The sequence below is a fragment of the Myroides odoratimimus genome, assembly GCF_038039805.1.
Taxonomy (GTDB): domain Bacteria; phylum Bacteroidota; class Bacteroidia; order Flavobacteriales; family Flavobacteriaceae; genus Flavobacterium; species Flavobacterium odoratimimum_B.
Map to the genome: position 1 here is coordinate 34,056 of NZ_JBBPHK010000019.1, position 18,929 is coordinate 52,984.

Below are 18,929 nucleotides of genomic sequence, written 5' to 3' on the forward strand. Positions count from 1 at the left end.
TATGAGTACACAGGAACAGATTCAAGAAAAAGTCAATGTAGAAGAGTTGTTGAATGGAAATAGTGAAATCGTTCTATACAATGATGATGTTAATACATTTGACCATGTAATTGACACTCTTATTCGTGTATGTGATCATACATCTGAGCAAGCAGAGCAATGTGCTATGTTAGTACATTATACAGGAAAATGCACAGTGAAGACAGGAGAGTTTAAGAAACTTAAATCTCAGTGTTTACAGTTATTAGATGCCGGATTAAGTGCAGAAATAGTGTAGATTGTCTTTGCTATCTAAGCAATGAGGTTATAGTATCTAAAAGATCGTAAAGAAAGTAAAAACAGATTATCACAATAAGGGGTAATCTGTTTTTTTATGCTCATTATTGAGCTTTTTTTGGAGTGGTCACATAACGGTCGCATAGTGATCGCATAGTAGTCGCATAGTTTTAGGCTATTTTAATGCGATCATTATCCCATCATTATTCCACCGACATACTATCATAGGGATATAGATTAACAAAAAAAAGGGCTATCTGTTTAGAATAGCCCTTTTGGTATTTATTTTTCTCTAAATTTTATGCCAATGAAAGTTCGAGTAGGGTTACCTCTCTCTATTTTCGTTTGGTTTAGCCACGTACTCTTTTCTTCTAGTTTGATTTCATTTAATGCCATTTTTTGAAATCTCTCTAAAAGTCTTTCTGTAGCCAATTTTTTATTTTGGTGCTGTGATCTACTATCCATAGCCAGTACAGTAATACCTGTAGGGGTATGAGTAGCTCTGACAGCGGAGCTAACTTTATTGACATTCTGTCCGCCAGCTCCTGAACTGCGCACGGCTTGGTATTGAATATCAGTGTCAAGAATTATGTTATTACTTGATTTAGTACTTTCAAATATACCAATGTACCAATTCTTTCTTTTGTGTTTAGGTCTAAATGGACTTTCACAAATCCACTGTATAGTACCCAACCAAGTTCTCAAAAAAGTATCAACTTCTTTAGACGCTTCGACGATTTGGATAAAGACCGACGCGCCATGTGCGTCGGTATTATCCTGTATTGGATCAACTTTAATATTGGATTTGACTGCGTCGTCTATAAAAAGTTGTGCGATTTTCTTAACGGCAAAATCACACTCTTGAGGACCTCTACCTGATGTAATCTGAATAACTTTTGCCATAATTACTTATCCATTCTTACAAATTTTGGGGTAAAGCTTCCCAATACTTTTACTAATTCGCTTTGAGCCTGCATTACTGCGTTGATGTCTTTATAAGCCATTGGGGCTTCATCTACACTACCTCCTATAAGCTGTACGCCAGTAGAACTAAGTTCTTTTTTAATCTCACTCTTGGTAAACTTCTGTTTACATGCCGCGCGTGAGTGTAGGCGTCCTGCTCCATGAGAGGCAGAATTTAAGCTCTCTGCATTTCCCAGACCTTCGACTATATAGCCATTAGTAGTCATAGATCCAGGTATTATTCCCAATTGTCCTTCTGCAGCAGGAGTAGCCCCTTTGCGGTGAACAATTAATTCTTTGTTGTTAATCACTTCTTTCCAAGCGAAGTTATGATGGTTTTCTATGGTGAAAGCTATCTGCTTACCTAATGCTTTAGCAATGCGACGGTGTATATCATCGTGGCAAGCTTTTGCGTAATCTCCTGCAAGATTCATGGCTAGCCAATACTCTTGTCCATCATGTGTGTTGAGGTCTAACCAAGCTAAATGCTGAGCATTGCTTGGTAGGGGACATTGTTTAGTCGCAAGATAGGTATAGTGCTTGGCGATATTTGCCCCCAATCCTCTAGATCCGCTATGTGAAAGAACTGCAATATATTCTCCAGGCTCAAGTTTCCACTCAGGTTTAGTTTCTGTCAATCTGACGATGCCAAACTCTACAAAGTGATTACCACCACCTGATGTTCCCAATTGTTTATAGGCTTTGTCTAATAAACCTTTGACAAAGGGGATATTCTTAAATTCATCTCTACTAAATACCTCGTGGTCAGCTTTTACTTTATGTGTGTCATACATACCGAATTTAGTGTGTTCTGACAAAATGTTTAGTAACTGATGGTCTTTACCTTTTAGGAAATTAGCTGGTAAATTAAAGACTGACATACTCATGCGACAGCCTATATCTACTCCAACACCATAAGGGATAACTGCGTTATCAGTAGCTAATACCCCGCCTATAGGTAAACCATATCCATAGTGTGCGTCAGGCATTAGTGCCCCCTGTACTGCTACAGGTAGTTTTAAAGCAGTGAACAGTTGATACTTCGTCTGTTCGTCAATAGCATCTTCCCCATAAATAGAGAACGGAACTCTATTGGTATTGAGTTGATGTTTTTTGACTTCTACTTGTTTGATCATACTCTCTGCTACTTTTCCCCAGATACCATCTCCCATAAAAGATTCAGGATTCTGTAGTACAAGTTTAGCTTCTTCAAGTATGCTGTTTTTATTCTCTTTTTTCTTATATCTATTTACTTGCCCTAAGGCGATGTTTATGGTATTATTTTGAGGAAAACCTATTTTAATAAAGTCTTTCCCAGAAAGTTTCCTTCCCATGATGTAAAATTTAAATTGACTAAATGCTCAATCCGTATAAATAGGACTGATTTGATTTTTACTGAAGATCTTTAGCATCTATCAGTCAATTCGGGGTTAATCTCGTTAAGGGTCCGGAATAAACAAAAAAAAGCCCGAATCAATCTTCGGGCTTTTCTATTATATGTAAAATTTAGATATTTTAGATAAAAGTAGCACGAAGACACACCCCAGCAATCCCTGCTGATGCGAATGATGTAGAAGTATAATTTAGTACAAACATTGTTCTTCGTTTTTAATAGTTAAACTTTATTTCGTTGCAAAGATTCAGTAAAATATTTGAATTGTGCAAGGAAAAGATTGTGTTTTTAGATAATTAACTGTTTATGATGTTTTTACGATTAGTAAATGTGTTGTGTTATATTGTTTTTTGTTAAAGAATATGAAATTAAAAGTGTTTTTTGTAATTAAATTAATATTAAATCGCATAACGTGATTTGTATTTTCGTATTTAGGTTTTTTTGTTTGTATTTTCTGTTAAATTAATTGTATTTATTATTATTTTTGTTTCTGATTTTGCATACTGTTGCTTAATTGTGTTTTATTGTGAAAAGAAAGAAAATATATTAAGAAATGAAAAAAATGTTATTGTTAATGGGAATATTAGTAGGAACTAATATTGGATTGTCTTACGGGCAGGTGGTACTTGGTGGGGGTACGATGCCAATAGAGGGAGCATTGGTAGATGTGAAATCTAAATCGGCAGATGCAGATAATATTACAGGAAGCAAAGGTTTTATGCTACCAAGAGTGATGTTGACAGATATTAAGAAGTTAACCCCTATGGTTAAGACCGAGACTCCTGAGAATAGAAAAGAACACATAGGATTACAAGTGTATCACGTAGGTGGTGGAACAAGTACAATATCATCGGGTCTAAAGATTTGGAACGGTGAGAAGTGGGATGGATTAAATGCTGCTCCTACTAGACAATGGATATATATGCCTCCATTTCCTATTAAGATGTATGATGCTACAGAACAGAAGATTTCTTTATATGATGAGTATGTAAAACAAATCGGTAATAATGGTCATATTGGAGGGGGAGTTGATTTGTGGGGTGCTGATGAGGTAGAATTTGAGATAATAGGTTTTGATAAAACAGCTTTTAGTGCTCTTCGAATAGAAAGTCCTGATGCTAATGGCAAACATTATTTAATTTATAAAGCTAATGTTGGAAAGTTGACAGCAGCTTCTTACTTGAATATTATTATTGTTAAAAAATAGGATATGAGGAAGAGTTTTATACTTATAATTAGTTTGACATTGTTCTTATTTTGTCAGACTAAGTTATTGGCTCAGTTTCCATATCAGAGTACATTGACTGATGGGAAGGAATTTAGTCAACTAAACCCTAATAGACAAGTAACTTTTGATAAGTATGGTGCTACTTTAACTACTTCGAGTACTAACTTAACTCGTGGGTTTTATTTAAATGATATGGCATTTACTATTGACCGTGGGTTTATTATTGAGTTTGATTATATAATGACAGGCGGAAGGGGGTTTGCAGACGGTTTGTCATTAGTTTTATTTGATGGAGTAGTAACATCTCCTAAGATGGGGGCTGATGGATCAGGTTTGGGATATGCTTATAAAAAACCTACTACATCAGATGGTGGATTAAGTAAAGGATTTTTGGCTGTAGGTATTGATGTATGGGGGAATTTTAAGCTTCGTCGTGCTTCATCTGAAGAATATAGAAATGGAATTAGAGACGGAGTGGATAATAATACACTAACAGGAGGAAAGTCTGGAGAAGCAAAAAATCACGTAACGATTCGTGGACAAGGAGACCAAGGAAAAGGTTATCCTGTGTTAATCACTCAAAGTACTGAAGATTTTGAATCTCGTGCAGTGCTTGATTTTACCACAGGTAAGTATAATGTAAAACCTAAAGCTCCACAGGCAACACCTTTTAGTTTTAAATTAAGAGAGAGTATTAGCGAGAATGAAAATGATATCGCAGCTACTTATGGACATCCGTCTTATCGTAGAGTAGAAATATCAATGTTACCTGGTGAAAAAGAAGGATTAAAAGGTTTTTTTATGTCCGTTGACATTCTTCATAAAGATCAAAAAGATAGAGTTATTAATGATTTCTTTTTACCTGATGATAGTAAGATTAATTATATGGAGGCAATAAGTGTTAGAGAATCTGAGGATAAATTAGCAGAATTACATTTGTTAGCTCCTAAAACTTTTAAAATAGGGTTTGCTGCTGCCACAGGAACGTATACACAAAGACATATTGTTAGAAATTTGAGTTTATACATGCCTTTTTCACCATCGATAAGAGATTTGTTCTTAACTGATATTTGCAAAGATGTACCTACAGAAATTGATATTTTGGCTAATAGTGTTGGGTTTGACAACAATAAATATCAAGGAGAAGGAGATATACATGATTTAGGAAGGTCAGATTTATTAGATGCTTATAGTTTTCAGTTTAGAACATTAGTTAATGGTATGTATGAAGATACAGCTCAACCATATATTGCAACTACTAATTATGGTACTTATGAGTACAATCCAGCAACAAAGAAAGCTGTTTTTACACCTAAAAAAGGTGTTGCCATGCCTGTTTCTGATCAGGTTTTTTTTACGATACGAAATAAAGAGAAAGTGTTATCTGATGGTACTAATTTAGGAAGTGAGCAGTTTAGATCTAATACTGGAACAGTAAGATTGACGTTTGGAGTGAATTGCAACGATATTTTAATGGTAAATGGTAATTCTATTTAGTTATGGATATGAAGAATTTATATAAGTACAGTAAGTTATTTTACTGTATCATGTTGTTAGTGGTAAGTCAATTAGCTTTTGGGCAGAAAAATAAATTTCCTTACTTTAATACAGGGCAGACCTCAGAAGGTTTTAAAATATTAGGAGAGAGTACTAAAGATAAACCTTCACCTGGATTGATTACGTTTACTAAGGATGGAATCAAGTTGATAGATAATTATGAACAATATGCTGGTGTAGCTTTAGATAATTTAGAATTTACTACAGAAAAAGGTTTTATATTGGAATTTGAATTTGGTTTGGATTCTGGTTCTGCTCAACCGAGATATGGTGATGGTATCGCCATGGTATTATATGATGGATCAGAGGCCAATCCAACTATGGGAGCCAAAGGGGGAGCTTTAGGGTATGCTCCTCGTAAACACCTTACCAGTTCGAATTCAAAATTAGGTTTTTCTAAAGGTTTTCTTGGTTTGGGATTGGATTTATATGGGAATTATAAAAACATAATGAAAAACAAGGATGAGATTAGAAATGGTCTTATGACTGACGATGCTAAAGGTAATTACGTTGTGTTGAGAGGGCCTTATAGTCCTACTTCTCAGTATGATGGTTATCCAGCTCTTTTTGCTATTAATACTGTAGAGAATAAGAATTATTTTTTAAATAGAACTACAGGTGCTGTTGAGATAAAATCACGAGGTTTTGAAGGACAGCGTTTTGATATTAGAAGTGGAAAAGCAAATGTTAGTATTGGAGATGTAGGATATCGAAAAATTGTTATTTCATTAGTTCCAGGTATTGATGATGTTAACAGTGAGGATGGTTTTTTCATTTCGGTTGATGTACTTCATGGAGATTTTAAATCAACGGTTGTTAAAAACTATTTTATTCCTAAGGCTGGTAAGATTGATTATATAGAACAAGTAACTGATAAAAATTCAGAACGTAGAAGTCTTGACATCCTTGTTCCTCAAAGTTTAAAAATGGCTTTTACAGGTTCTACTGGAGCAGCTTCTATTCGTGCACATATTCGAAATATTGCTTTGAGTCTACCTTTTTCACCTGTAGCAAATGATATGACCTATTATGGAGTTCTACCTGATATTCAAAATGTTTTTAAACCATTGTATTCTGCATTTGGGTACAATAGTAATGTCTATTCTGTTTTGAATCCACCTATAAAGTCAGTATTGTATTTAGATAAAGCTTCATTTAGATTTAAAAAGATGGATCCAGTGACAAAGCAAGTGGTCTTAACACCTAATCCTTATGTGTTAAATGAACCTGGTATTGGAACATTTAATTATGACAAAGATAGTGGGGAAGTTAGTTTCATTCCAGAAGAAGGATTTGTAGGAGACACACCTTATGTTTTTTACTATGATATCAAGAATTTGAAACCGGCGACTGGCGTAGATATAAGTATTGAAGAGTATCGCTCTAGAACGGCTGCTATTACTCTGAATTTTGTAAAAAAAGGTACGGGAGTTGATCTTTATCCAAGTCTTATTGTTAATAAAGGAATTAAGAAAACTAATTAAAAAGACCTATATACTTATACTTTTTTAAGTAGTTGTGGACTTTATAACTTAGTGAAATTAATATTATAAAAAATCCTCAAAAAACATATGCTTTTGAGGATTTTTTATTTGTATAAGATTTCTAATCTTCACAATTATATTAAATATAAGTATTGCAAATTATACTGTTATAAATATTCTTGGTTAGCAAGACTCATTTAGTTAAGAAATATTATTTATTGATTGTTAAAGCTCTTAGTGCTGGTAATTCAGGATTAGGACCTGTATCTTATTTTTCTGTAAAACGTTTGAATTAATAAGAGTTTAATAAAGTATACTTTATTAAAGACAGTAATAAGTCAGATCGATTTATTGTTGTTTTTTTATGTTCATATTTTTTCAGTGGTTTAAAAGTTTACCTTTGTGTATCAAAAAAAATAAAAAAAATGAAAAAGATTTATTTATTCCTTTTAGGATTGAGCTTATCACTTCAGTCATGTGTGACGAAGGAAGAACTGTATGTGAAGGATAGTGGGGCTGTAGATTACACCTTTAAAATGGACTTTAAAGAGTTATTGCAAAATGTGCCTGATAAGAATGCTATTTTTAAAGGAGATGCCGAGAAGTTAGAATTAATTAGTGGACAAGAGCTAAGTATAGATCAGATACTTGACTTTGCGATGTTGAAAGAAAAGAACGGAGAACAGAAGAAAGATAGTATCATTAAAGCGAATAAAGAGTTGTTTGATAATACTAAGAATGTGCGCTTTATGATTAATATGAAAGACTCTTTGGCTGATTTTAATTTAAAAGTGATAGCAAAGGATGTAGCAGATTTAAATCAATCACTTATAAATATCAATAAAATAACAGATAAAACAAGTGAATTAGATAAGAAGCAAAATGGGAAAAAACAACCACCTTTATTAGTAGAAAGTCAGTATAGCCTAGACAGCAAACAATTCGAAAGAAAGGTTAGTGTAAAAGATACTGAAGAAGCTAAGAAAGCTAATGAGATGGGAGGAATGGAAGCGATGTTTACTTATGTTCTAAAAACAAGTTTTGACAAGAAGATTAAGTCTGTATCTTATGAGGATGCTGTAATCAGTAAAGATGGTAAATCTTTTGAAAAGAAATTCTCTATGTCTGATATTATAGCTAATCCTAAAGTATTAGAGTATAAAGTGGAGTTCAAATAAGAGCATAAAGATTCTATTGTGAACATCTAAAAATAAAAAGAGGAATTTACACTTAGTAAATTCCTCTTTTCTTATGTTATAATTTATTCATATTTCCAGCTAAAGCTTCAATGAATTTACCGATAGGACCTTTTACCATCATCGCCATCATTGGGTTAAAGCTACCTTCGAATTGAAGTTGTATCTCAGAGTTATTAGCATCTATCTCAGTAATATTTCCAGTTAATGTAAAAGGAAGTTTATCACTAGCAGCCCCTAGAACAACTTTAGAATTAGGAGTTTGATCTTTCTGTTTTAATTTGATTTCAGGCATTCCTTTAAGTGCAAATATAAAAGAATCATCTCCTGTAACTTCAAACTTAGCAATTGATTCAGGCATTAACTTTTCGAAGTTTTTAACGTCTGTCAAAGCGTTGAAGATATATTCAGCTGATTTAGCAACGGTTACTTTTGGACTTTCTAAGTTCATATATTCTAGTATTTAGGATATTATTATTGATTCCACTCTGAAGGATTCTTTCTCCACTCTTGTAGTGTTTCTAGATCACTGTCAGAAATGTATTTTTGATTTACAGCATTTTCTAATAAAGAAGTGTAGTTACTTAGTGTTGTAAGTTCGATACCAGCGCTTTTAAAGTTATCTTCCGCTACTTGGAATTCATATGTAAAGATAGCAGCCATCCCTAAGATATTAGCTCCGTTTTCTTTTAGTGCTTCTACAGCTTGTAGACTACTTTTACCAGTACTGATCAGGTCTTCGATTACCACAACAGACTTACCTGCTTCTAATTGTCCTTCGATTTGATTTTGTCTTCCGTGTTTTTTAGGCTCAGGACGAACATATACAAAAGGCAATTCTAATGCTTCAGCTACTAAAAGACCAATACCTATAGCTCCAGTTGCGACACCAGCTATAACATCAGGTTTGCCATATTTAGCTACGATATTCTCAGCAAACTCTTTTTGTAAGAATTTACGTATCTCTGGATAAGACAATGTAATACGGTTATCACAGTAGATTGGAGATTTCCATCCTGAAGCCCAAGTAAAAGGATTTTTAGGATTTAATTTAATTGCGTTAATTTGCAGAAGTGACTCGGCAGTTTTGTGTGCTGTTTCTTTATTAAAAATCATAATACAAATGTATAAAGTTTTTGTAAACGACAAACCATTGTTCTTAACAGATAAAATCGAGAAAGAAACCGATTTTCAACTGTTCTTATTAGATAGTGTCGATATTGACAAAATTATCATTAAATATTTTCAAAATAAAATTGATAAGGCTTTTTTATATCATCCTGATGAAAAAGAGATCTTAAAGAAGATAAAAGAGAAAATTCCTGTGCAAAAAGCAGGTGGTGGAGTGGTCTTTAATCCTAAAGGAGAAGTACTGTTTATTCTTAGAGGTGGCAAGTGGGATTTACCTAAAGGAGGAATAGAGAAAGGAGAAGAAATGGAAGAAACGGCTATACGTGAAGTAGAAGAAGAAACAGGTGTATCTAATCTAAAGATAGTGCGTAAGTTGCCTAAGACATATCATATATTTAAGCGAAATGGTAAGTATAGATTAAAAATTACTACGTGGTATGAAATGACTTCTTCTTTTGATGGACCATTAGTGGGGCAGATAGAAGAAGATATAGAACAAGTAGCTTGGTTAAATAAAGAACAGATTAGAGAAGCAATGAATAACTCGTATGAGAATATTAAGTTGCTTATAGATGAGCTAGGAATATTGAAAGATAAATAAATCAAAAAAAGCCTATCTAAATTATTTAGATAGGCTTTTTTTTGATTCTATACTAGATTAGAATTTTACGGTAGGAGGGACTAGTTTAGAATAGTCTCCTTTATTGCGAATAACATCTCTTACTATACTAGAGCTAATAAATGATGTACTAGCTGCTGTTAGCAAGAAGACAGTTTCTATCTTTGTTAAGAAGCGATTAGTATGTGCAATTGCTTTTTCAAACTCAAAGTCAGCTGGATTTCTTAGCCCTCTTAGGATGAACTGTGCATCTACTTTAAAGCAAAAATCTGTAGTTAAGCCTTCATAAGTAGCAACTTTAATTTTAGGTTCATTTCTAAATGTTTCTTCAATAAACCGCTTTCTGTCTTCTAGTGAAAACATATATTTTTTATCTGAGTTTACTCCTATAGCAACAATAATCTCATCAAATAGAGGTAATGCTCTTTTGATAATATCATAATGGCCATTGGTAATAGGATCAAAAGAACCTGGCAAGACTGCTCTTCTCATAGTATCTAAAATTAATTTGCTTTTTGCAAAGCTAAAACAATTGCGTTGTCAAACAAATCAGCTAAGGTAATATTAGCCGCTTTTGCTTGTTGTGGTAAAATACTTTCTTTTGTTAATCCAGGAACAGTATTCATTTCTAATAAGAAAGGTACACCGTCTACAATGATAAATTCGCTGCGAGAGAAGCCTTGCATATTTAATATTTTATATACTCTACTTGCTATATCAGCAACTCTGTCTCTAGTTTTGTCATCTATTCTAGCAGGAGTTATCTCTTGAGACTTACCTAAATATTTAGCTTCATAATCAAAGAAGTCATTTTCAGAAACTATCTCTGTCATAGGTAATACTTTAATTTCTCCTTGATAGTCAATAACGCCTACGGATACTTCAGTACCATTTAAGAAGCTTTCGATTATAATTTCGTTATCTTCTTTATAAGCTACTTCTATGGCAGTAATTAATTCTTCTGTAGTTTTTGCTTTAGAGATACCAAAGCTAGAACCAGATCTATTTGGTTTTACAAAACAAGGTAACCCAACACGTTGAATAATTTCTTCAGTATTGATTACATCCCCTTCATTTAAGTAATAAGATATTGCAGTTTTAATACCAAACGGTTTTAAGACAGAAAGCATGTCTCTTTTATTCATTGTTAAAGCAGCTTGGTAGTAGTCACAAGAAGTATGAGGCATTCCGATTAGAGAAAAATAAGCTTGCATTAGTCCATCTTCTCCAGGAGTACCATGTATAGCGTTAAATACAACGTCAAAGGTTATTTTGTTGCCTTTATAGTTTACCGAAAAGTCATTTTTATCAATAGGGAATTCATCATTGTTTTCATCTACATACACCCATTTGTTTTCAAAAATATGTATTGGATAAGGAATATATTTAGAGCGGTCTAGTGTTTCGCATACCACTTTACCACTAGTCAATGAGATTTTATATTCGCTAGAATATCCCCCCATAATTACTGCTACGTGCTTCATATAGAGCTAAATTTTAATACATTAGTATAAATTACTACTTTGTATTTGTTCAAAACAAATTTATAATAAAACATAGAAACAAAAAATGTTTTCGATTTTATATCTTTGCTCAAAATAAGTAGATATGAAATTAATGGATTTTCTAAAAAGTAGAGCCTTTTTTATTTCCTTAGCGAGTGCTGTCGTAATCGTTATACTAGGTGTATTATTAGCACTTAGATGGTTAGCACATACAACTAATCACGGTGAAAAAATAGAAGTGCCAAGTTTGATTAAGCTAGATACTGATCAGGCATTACAATTGTTACAGAAGAATGAGTTGAACATGGTTGTGTTAGATACACTTGACTATGATAAAGACTTTCCTCCATTAAGCATTGTAGAGCAAGACCCAGCTCCTAAGACAGGAGTGAAAACAAATAGAAAGATATATGTAAAGATTAATGCATCTGGATATGGTAATGTAAAATTGCCAAAACTAGAAGAGTTAACTTACCGTCAGGCCTTAGCGACTATTAAGTCATTAGGTTTAAAAGAAGGAACTATTTCATATCAGACTTTTATTGGGAAAGATGTAGTTCTTAAAGTTTACCAAAAAGGAAAGGTTTTAAATGAAGGTGATAAAATAGCGAAAGACTCTAGAATTGATTTTGTTTTAGGAGATGGTAGAGCTGGCTATTCTGAGGAGGAACTGGATGTTGCACCAGCTATTGAAGATGCTAATGGCAACTCTAGTAATTCTAGTGAATTTGATTTTTAAAAGATTTAAATAAGATTAATGCAAGAAGATAATGTAGAAATGTTCGATGACTTAGAAGGTGAGTTATTTGAGCATTATAGATTTGAAGCTGGGAAAGGACAAGCTCCTTTAAGAGTGGATAAGTTTTTAATGAACTTAGTAGAGAACGCTACACGTAATAAAATACAACAAGCTGCTACTAATGGTAACATATTTGTAAATGATGTACCTGTAAAATCAAATCATAAAGTAAAAGCAAATGATGTGGTGCGTGTGCTGATGAAACAACCACCATTCGAAAATATTATAATACCTGAGAATATTCCTCTTGATATAGTATATGAGGATGATTCATTATTAGTAGTGAATAAGCCAGCAGGTCTAGTAGTACACCCAGGACATGGTAACTATACTGGGACATTAGTAAATGCTTTAGCTTATCATTTTGAGAATTTACCTCTAAATAGTAGTGAAAGACCAGGGTTGGTCCACCGTATTGATAAAGATACTAGTGGATTATTAGTTGTTGCAAAGACTGAATGGGCAATGACTGAGCTTCAAAAGCAGTTTGCAGAGAAGACATCTGAGCGAGAGTATATCGCTATGGTATGGGGAAATGTAGAAGAGGATGAAGGTACGATAGAGAGTTATATCGGTAGACATGTAAAAGATAGAATGCAGATGGCAGCCTTTGATGATGAAAGTATGGGTAAATGGGCTGTGACACACTATAAAGTACTTGAGCGCTTGGGGTATGTAACTTTAGTGTCTTGCCGTCTAGAGACAGGTCGTACACACCAGATACGTGTTCATATGAAACATATTGGTCATACACTGTTTAACGATGAGCGTTATGGGGGTAATTTGATTCTAAAGGGAACGACCTTCACGAAGTATAAGCAGTTTGTAGATAATTGCTTTGCTGTTTTGCCTAGACAGGCTTTACATGCTAAGACTTTAGGTTTCACACATCCTATCACGAAAGAAAGAATGAGGTTTAACTCTGAGATACCTACAGATATGATAGAGTGTATAGAGAAATGGAGAACGTATGCTCAAGCTTCTAATTTTGGAAATAAAGTAGATGGACTGTAGTCTGTTTTAATATATCAAAGCCTCATCTAATGATGAGGCTTTTTTTCTTTTCTTTTTTTAAGTTGTCCTAAAAAATCATTTAAAAAAGGAGAAAAAAGCTTTAATCTAGGTTAAAAAAACATAAATAGAAGGAAAGTAATTAAATTATTTTAGTTACTTTGTTGACTTTAGTTGAAGATGTTTAATCAGTTTAAATTACATATAGAGAATAACTTCAAAGAGTTATTAGAAGAACCGTTATTATTAGCAGTAAGCGGAGGGATAGATAGTATTGTTTTAGCGTACTTATGTCATAAAATAGGATTAGATATCACTATAGCACACTGTAACTTTCATTTAAGGGGAGAGGATAGTAATGAAGATCAAAGATTTGTAGAAGAGTTCGGTGCTAGATTAGGTATACCCATTTTTGTAGCAGAGTTTGACACAGAACAGTATGTTATAGAGAACAAAGTGTCTATACAAATTGCAGCTAGAGAATTGCGCTATGATTGGTTTAGAGAACTAGCTGCACAACAGAGAAAGACTTTTCTGTTAACTGCTCACCATTTAGATGATTCAATGGAGACGTTCTTAATTAATTTATCTAGAGGGACTGGTATAGAAGGATTGTTGGGAATACCTGCTAGAAATGGCTATATCAGAAGACCATTATTGCCATTTACTAGAGAGGATATCGCCCATTATGCAGAAGAGAATAATATTACTTGGAGAGAAGATATAACAAATAGTCAGACAAAATATTTGCGTAATAAAATTCGTAGGAATATATTGCCACTTCTAAAAGAGACGAATGAATATTTTTGTCAGTCTTTTTTACAGACAATAGAATATTTGCAACAGACAGTAGATTTGAGTGAAGATGCTAGCAAATATTATTACAGTCAGGTAGTTACCGAACATGGCGGTGAGAAGATAAGTATAAACTTAGAGAAGTTAAAAAGTCTTTCTTCACCAAAGGCGTATTTGTATAAGTGGTTATCTCCATTAGGATTTACGGCTTGGTCTGATATTGAAGATTTAATTAATGGAACATCGGGAAAAATGATTTATTCATCTACTCATGTACTGTTGAAGAATAGAGGAGAGTTTATTATAAAACCTCTTTCAGAAGAAATAGAGAATAAAGAACAAATATATTTTTTAGAGAACAAACAAACATTAACCCAACCACTAACGATTAGTATAACACCTTATGAAGAAAAACAGTTAACAAGCGATGCTTCGACCATTTATGTAGATGGAGATTTATTGACTTTTCCATTGACTATACGTAAATATCGAAGTGGAGATAGATTTATCCCATTTGGGATGAAAGGAACAAAGAAAGTGAGTAAGTTCTTTAAAGATGAGAAGTATAGTCTTTTTGATAAAGAGAATACTTGGCTTTTATGTTCAGAAAATAAGATTGTATGGGTTATCGGTAGTCGAATGGATGAACGATTTAAGATAAAAGATACAACAACAAACATTATTAAAATTCAAATTAATCTATGAGAAAATTAGCTTATTTGCTACTTTTTTTATTGTCATTTATATCAGTTCAGGCTCAGATTACTAATCCTGCTAAATGGCAATCTAAAATTGAGAAAAAGTCTGATACAGAATACACCATTACTTGGGATGCTGTAATAGAAAAGAACTGGCATTTATACTCCCAATATAACCCAGAAGGAGGTTCGCTGCCTTTAGAGTTTATTTATAATAATCAAGAAGGTAATTATACATTAGAAGGTAAAGCAAAGGAGAGTGAGACAAAGACTTCATTTAATGACGTTTTTGGTGTGGATGAAATCTACTTCGTAGACTCTGCTAAATTAGTTCAAGACATTAAGATAACTAATCCTGCTGTGGAAACTATCCAAGTAGAATTAGCTTATCAGGTATGTGATGAAATGTGTATTAGTCAGAGCAATTTATTTGTTTACGACTTAAAAACACTTGAAACGAAGGAAGTAAAGAACTTTGAGGACATAGCAACTACTGCTGTAGATACTAAAAAAGAAAGTGATACAACTGATACAACAGTAACTACTACGGGGAATACGAAGGAAGAGAAAAAAGGATTGTTTACTATTTTCTTCTTGGCATTCTTATCAGGATTTGCAGCATTACTAACACCATGTGTATTCCCAATGATTCCGATGACAGTGAGTTTCTTTACTAAACAGTCTAAGACTAGAGCGAAAGGAATTAAGAATGCAATTATCTATGGATTATCTATCATCCTTATCTATGTAGTATTAGGAACGATAGTGACTGCAATATTTGGAGCAGATTCATTAAACGCACTTTCTACGAATGTGTATTTTAATATTATCTTCTTCTTATTGTTAGTGATATTCGCTACTTCATTCTTAGGAGCATTTGAGATTATGCTACCTAACTCATGGGCTAATAAAGTAGATTCACAAGCAGATAGAGGAGGTATTGTAGGTATCTTATTTATGGCATTAGCACTTGCTATAGTGTCATTCTCATGTACAGGACCTATCGTAGGGACATTATTAGTAGAAGCAGCATCTAAAGGAGGTATAGCACCTATCGTAGGAATGTTAGGGTTCTCTCTAGCATTAGCATTGCCATTTATGTTATTCGCTATGTTCCCAGGATGGTTAAACTCTATGCCACGTTCAGGAGGATGGTTGAATACTGTGAAAGTATCTTTAGGATTCTTAGAGTTAGCTTTAGCGTTTAAATTCTTATCTAATGCAGACCTTGTTCTACAAGCACATTGGTTAGAGAGAGAAGTATTCTTAGCGATCTGGATTGCTATCTTTGGAGCATGGGCGTTGTATTTATTAGGAAAGATCAGGTTACCTCATGATAGCCCTACAGATAGTATATCAGTAGGAAGGTTATTTATGGCTTTATTGGTATCTGTATTTACGATTTATATGATACCAGGGCTATGGGGAGCACCACTTAAGATTATCTCAGGTTTCCCTCCACCAATGACATATTCAGAAAGTCCTTATGGTGTAGGAGGAAAAGGCGGTAACGGAGGAGGAGTAGCTACTGCTATTCCAGACGGAGCTAAACTAGGAGCACATGATATTATTGCCTTTACAGATTATGAAAAAGGTATGGCTTATGCTAAGTCTGTAAATAAACCAGTTTTACTTGACTTCACAGGTTTTGCATGTGTAAACTGTCGTAAGATGGAAGATTATGTATGGTCAGAAGCAGAAGTATTATCTATCTTAAAAAATGAAGTTGTTTTAATTTCATTATATGTAGATGATAAGAAAGAATTACCAGAGAGTGAACAGTATATTTCTGAAACTACAGGTAAGAAAATAAAAACGATTGGTAATAAATGGAGTGATTTCCAAATGAAACATTACCAAGCGAATGCACAGCCTTATTATATCGTATTAGATAAAGAAGGTAATCGCTTAAATGAAGCTGTTGGTTATATGCCAGATGCACCAGACTATAAAGCATGGTTAGAAAGCGGTATTAATAAAGTAAAATAACTTACGATTATATTTTAAGATAAGCCACGTGATATCACGTGGCTTTTTTTATGGTAGTAGTATAAAAAAACACAGGTGTTTTGATTTAATTTTAACAAGAAAGTTAATACATTTGATAACCTTCTAAAGTAGGGTAGCAAAACACAATATTTAATTTAAGTACCTTTTGTTAATCAATAATAGAGGATGTATTCTTCAGAATATTAGATGATTAATTAGAGCGTATAAAATAAGCTAAGAAAAATGAAAAGAAGTTTAGTTGCATTATCATTTGCATTGTTTACACTGTGTACACAAGCACAAGTTCACACTCCACCTACAAGTACAAAAGCAGAATCACATCAAGTAGTGGGACTTACAGATATCAAAATTGATTACTCAAGACCGAATATGAGAGGGCGTTTAGTATTTGGTGATTTAGTTCCTTATGGAAGAATGTGGAGAACAGGAGCGAATATGAATACGGTAGTTACTTTTGGTAATGATGTAGAGATCGGTGGTAAGAAATTAAAGAAAGGATCGTATGCATTATTTACTATTCCTAAAGTAGAAGAATGGGAAGTAATATTCTATGCAGATACGAATAACTGGGGATTACCAGAGAAATGGGACGAGAGTAAAGTAGCTTTATCGACTAAGGTTAAACCTATTGGTTCTGATCGCAAGTTTGAGACATTAACTGTAGCAGTGAATAATGTGAACATAGACTATGCGGACTTAGAGATTATGTGGGAGAAAACTGTTGTGCCTATCCGTTTTAAAGTACCAACAGATCAATTGGCAATGCAAAGTATAGAAGAGACATTTGATGGGCCTACAATCGTTGACTACTATGGTGCAGCAGAATATTACTACCTAACGAATAAAGATCTTGTAAAAGCTCTAGATTGGGTAAATAAGGCTATAGAAAAATCAGGGGAGAAAATACCGTACTACTTCGTACGCTTAAAATCACAGATCCAAGCTAAAGGGGGAGATAAAATAGCTGCTGTAGAAACTGCCAAATGGGCATTAGAGTTAGCAGAGAAAGCGAATAACCTTGATTATATAAAGATCAATAAAGACGCTATAAGAGAGTGGAGTAAATAAATAAGCGAGTGGTACTAAAACCACTCGCTTTTATTTTGTGGAACTAGTTTAATTGTTAAAAACAAGCACCGTCATTTTTGATAACATAGACTCAGAATCATTATTATATCCTTTGTAATTTGTAGGGATTTTATTAACAATTAGATCTGATCTCCAAGCAGCAATTGACACATGAAAAGTATATGTTCCTGGCTGTAGCTCTACAGTTTTAAGGAGAGTACATGAAATAGGTAAATTGGTTAAGTTAGTGTTACTGTTACCAGATGTTTTATCTGATGTTGCGTCTGCAACGGCTACATAAGCAGAAGATATTTTTACATTGTCTTGATATAGTTCAAATACGCCTTGACCAGAACCTTGAACTGTATTATCACCAGGTTTTGAAGCATAACCAGTTATTGTAAAGAAAAGGGTTTGTTTACTCGGTACAGTATAGGTAAATTCCATTCCAGGGACTTTAGCTCTTTTGCCGTCAGCTATTGTGAGCTCATTTGTTCCTTGAACATATATAGTACCATTTAGATTACCTGATACTTGTTCTGTAGGTAATTTCTTTAATGTTCCTGTGTTATCGATGACTAGATTTTCAAATTTAGTTGAAGCATCCGGATTTCTTAATCCAGTTATTTTTAACTTATTTGTTAAATTTGTTTCAATAGAAGTTGGCTGAGTTAATACTCCTCCAAGTTTTATATCATCATTGTCTTTAGATAGTCCATTAGAGACTTGAGTAACATTGTTTATTTTTTGCCATTTATCACCATCGTAAAAATACAAACCTTCCGCTGTTATATTTTCAGTTTTAGGTGATTGCACAGTTACAGCATCAGTTACATAAACGATACTACCCTTTTGTTCTATTTTATATATTTCGTCTTTACTTTTTAGTTGATCACCAGTTAATTTAGGATATAATAAACCGTCGATTTTAGAAGTATTAGTTGGTTCAGCCATAATGTCTATAGTCGCTTTAGGTAAATGAGTGCCTATACTGACTGAACCATTGTTTTTTGAAATTATAAAGTCATCGTTATATTGTTCTAATCCAATATTTATTGAATTATTTTCTTTAGGATCAATGTGTAAAGGCTGAAGGGGCAGAGTTGTATTGATACCAACTTGTGCATAACTATATGCACAAATAAAAAATAGTATCGTTAATGTCTTATTTCTTTTCATTTGTTTAATTTTTAATA

General features: G+C 33.4%; 18 protein-coding genes. 11 read left to right on the forward strand and 7 right to left on the reverse strand.

The features are described from left to right. Position 1: 1 nt before the first annotated feature. Entirely contained in the window at positions 2-277 is a 276-nt protein-coding gene (locus tag AABL85_RS13565; protein WP_286414002.1) for an ATP-dependent Clp protease adaptor ClpS, read from the forward strand. A 281-nt stretch (positions 278-558) separates the two neighbouring features. Here AABL85_RS13565 and prfH read toward each other — a convergent pair whose 3' ends face one another. Together prfH and AABL85_RS13575 are read right to left on the reverse strand one after the other, a co-directional pair. Next, positions 559-1,179 (reverse strand): peptide chain release factor H, encoded by a 621-nt coding sequence (gene prfH / locus AABL85_RS13570; protein WP_341310454.1) that lies wholly within the window; start codon positions 1,177-1,179, stop codon positions 559-561. A gap of 2 nt (positions 1,180-1,181) precedes the next feature. Continuing rightward, positions 1,182-2,573, reverse strand: a complete 1,392-nt coding sequence (locus AABL85_RS13575; RefSeq protein WP_341310455.1) for an RtcB family protein — start codon at positions 2,571-2,573, stop codon at positions 1,182-1,184. 612 nt (positions 2,574-3,185) lie between these two features. Between AABL85_RS13575 and AABL85_RS13580 the strand changes: the two genes are divergently transcribed. The 4 genes from AABL85_RS13580 (at position 3,186) to AABL85_RS13595 (ending at position 8,079) form a co-directional block, all read left to right on the forward strand. Next, positions 3,186-3,839 carry a hypothetical protein gene (locus AABL85_RS13580; RefSeq protein ID WP_341310456.1) on the forward strand — a complete coding sequence of 218 codons (654 nt, stop codon included), beginning with the start codon at positions 3,186-3,188 and terminating at the stop codon, positions 3,837-3,839. Between the two features lie 3 nt (positions 3,840-3,842). Next, the gene (locus AABL85_RS13585; RefSeq protein ID WP_286436806.1) at positions 3,843-5,357 is read left to right on the forward strand and encodes a hypothetical protein; all 1,515 of its coding nucleotides are present in this window, start codon (positions 3,843-3,845) and stop codon (positions 5,355-5,357) included. 8 nt (positions 5,358-5,365) lie between these two features. Further along, positions 5,366-6,901: a lectin-like domain-containing protein gene (locus AABL85_RS13590; RefSeq protein WP_341310457.1), complete on the forward strand. Its 1,536-nt coding sequence runs from the start codon at positions 5,366-5,368 to the stop codon at positions 6,899-6,901. A gap of 425 nt (positions 6,902-7,326) precedes the next feature. Continuing rightward, on the forward strand, positions 7,327-8,079 hold the full coding sequence (locus AABL85_RS13595) for a hypothetical protein (protein ID WP_286413994.1): 753 nt from the start codon (positions 7,327-7,329) through the stop codon (positions 8,077-8,079). Positions 8,080-8,155: 76 nt separating this feature from the next. Here AABL85_RS13595 and AABL85_RS13600 read toward each other — a convergent pair whose 3' ends face one another. Both AABL85_RS13600 and pyrE read right to left on the reverse strand, forming a co-directional pair. Beyond that, on the reverse strand, positions 8,156-8,548 hold the full coding sequence (locus AABL85_RS13600) for an SRPBCC family protein (protein ID WP_286436808.1): 393 nt from the start codon (positions 8,546-8,548) through the stop codon (positions 8,156-8,158). Positions 8,549-8,571: 23 nt separating this feature from the next. Next, a complete protein-coding gene (gene pyrE, locus AABL85_RS13605; protein ID WP_286413991.1) occupies positions 8,572-9,213 on the reverse strand; it encodes an orotate phosphoribosyltransferase in 642 nt (213 codons plus the stop codon). A gap of 7 nt (positions 9,214-9,220) precedes the next feature. Here pyrE and AABL85_RS13610 point away from each other — a divergent pair, with 7 nt between their 5' ends. Further along, positions 9,221-9,829 carry an NUDIX hydrolase gene (locus tag AABL85_RS13610; RefSeq protein WP_286413990.1) on the forward strand — a complete coding sequence of 203 codons (609 nt, stop codon included), beginning with the start codon at positions 9,221-9,223 and terminating at the stop codon, positions 9,827-9,829. Between the two features lie 57 nt (positions 9,830-9,886). Here the strand turns inward: AABL85_RS13610 and coaD are convergent, their stop codons facing one another. Then, positions 9,887-10,339: a pantetheine-phosphate adenylyltransferase gene (coaD, locus tag AABL85_RS13615; protein WP_286413989.1), complete on the reverse strand. Its 453-nt coding sequence runs from the start codon at positions 10,337-10,339 to the stop codon at positions 9,887-9,889. A gap of 11 nt (positions 10,340-10,350) precedes the next feature. Continuing rightward, complete coding sequence (locus AABL85_RS13620; RefSeq protein ID WP_341310458.1) at positions 10,351-11,331, reverse strand: D-alanine--D-alanine ligase; 981 nt, start codon at positions 11,329-11,331, stop codon at positions 10,351-10,353. Positions 11,332-11,455: 124 nt separating this feature from the next. On the opposite strand from AABL85_RS13620, the gene AABL85_RS13625 reads away from it, so the two are divergent. The 5 genes from AABL85_RS13625 to AABL85_RS13645 all read left to right on the forward strand — a co-directional run bounded on the left by AABL85_RS13625 (position 11,456) and on the right by AABL85_RS13645 (position 17,733). Further along, a complete protein-coding gene (locus tag AABL85_RS13625; RefSeq protein WP_286413987.1) occupies positions 11,456-12,091 on the forward strand; it encodes a PASTA domain-containing protein in 636 nt (211 codons plus the stop codon). Positions 12,092-12,109: 18 nt separating this feature from the next. After that, entirely contained in the window at positions 12,110-13,165 is a 1,056-nt protein-coding gene (locus tag AABL85_RS13630; RefSeq protein ID WP_286413985.1) for an RluA family pseudouridine synthase, read from the forward strand. Between the two features lie 177 nt (positions 13,166-13,342). Beyond that, complete coding sequence (tilS, locus tag AABL85_RS13635; protein ID WP_341310459.1) at positions 13,343-14,662, forward strand: tRNA lysidine(34) synthetase TilS; 1,320 nt, start codon at positions 13,343-13,345, stop codon at positions 14,660-14,662. Further along, the gene (locus AABL85_RS13640; RefSeq protein ID WP_341310460.1) at positions 14,659-16,644 is read left to right on the forward strand and encodes a protein-disulfide reductase DsbD family protein; all 1,986 of its coding nucleotides are present in this window, start codon (positions 14,659-14,661) and stop codon (positions 16,642-16,644) included. The genes tilS and AABL85_RS13640 overlap by 4 nt, the downstream gene beginning before the upstream one ends. A gap of 243 nt (positions 16,645-16,887) precedes the next feature. Then, positions 16,888-17,733 carry a DUF2911 domain-containing protein gene (locus AABL85_RS13645; RefSeq protein WP_286413979.1) on the forward strand — a complete coding sequence of 282 codons (846 nt, stop codon included), beginning with the start codon at positions 16,888-16,890 and terminating at the stop codon, positions 17,731-17,733. 48 nt (positions 17,734-17,781) lie between these two features. On the opposite strand, the gene AABL85_RS13650 is transcribed toward AABL85_RS13645, so the two are convergent. Next, positions 17,782-18,912 (reverse strand): hypothetical protein, encoded by a 1,131-nt coding sequence (locus tag AABL85_RS13650; protein ID WP_341310461.1) that lies wholly within the window; start codon positions 18,910-18,912, stop codon positions 17,782-17,784. Positions 18,913-18,929: the final 17 nt, after the last annotated feature.